Here is a 507-nt window from a genome sequence, read left to right as displayed (position 1 = left end):
GCGCTTCGGTAGCATCACCTACTTTGAATACTATAGGTTCGGTTACTTATTACGCACAAGCCAACGACGGAACTTGTAATTCGTTAACCAGAACACCGGTAACCTTGACCATCAACGCAGCTCCGGCAGCTCCAGTTTCAGGTGGAAATATTACCCAATGTGAGCAATCTCCGATTCAAACTTTAACCGCTACGGCAACTGTTTTAGCTGGACAAACCTTGAGCTGGTTCAATGCGGCTAGTGGCGGAGCGGCTGTGGCTTCACCTACTTTAAATACCACTGGCTCAGTAACTCATTATGCGCAGGCCGACAACGGAACTTGTAATTCACTGACCAGAACACCGGTAACCTTAACTATCAACGCAGCTCCGGCAGCTCCGGTTTCAGGTGGAAATATTACCCAATGTGAGCAATCTCCGATTCAAACTTTAACTGCTACCGCTACTGTTCTTGCCGGACAAACCTTGAGCTGGTTCAACGCAGCTACTGGTGGCGCTTCGGTAGCAT

1 protein-coding gene is annotated in these 507 nt (G+C 48.7%); it reads left to right on the top strand.

Annotated features, from left to right (window positions below; genetic code table 11):
• Nucleotides 1-507: Ig-like domain-containing protein (locus tag G4D82_RS14330; protein WP_449404285.1), on the top strand; the 507-nt coding region annotated here is incomplete at both ends.

It is taken from the genome of Flavobacterium lotistagni, assembly GCF_011392125.1.
GTDB classification, from domain to species: Bacteria; Bacteroidota; Bacteroidia; order Flavobacteriales; family Flavobacteriaceae; genus Flavobacterium; species Flavobacterium lotistagni.
Note: the sequence above shows the minus strand (reverse complement) of the source record. Positions and strands in the feature narration are given on the sequence as shown.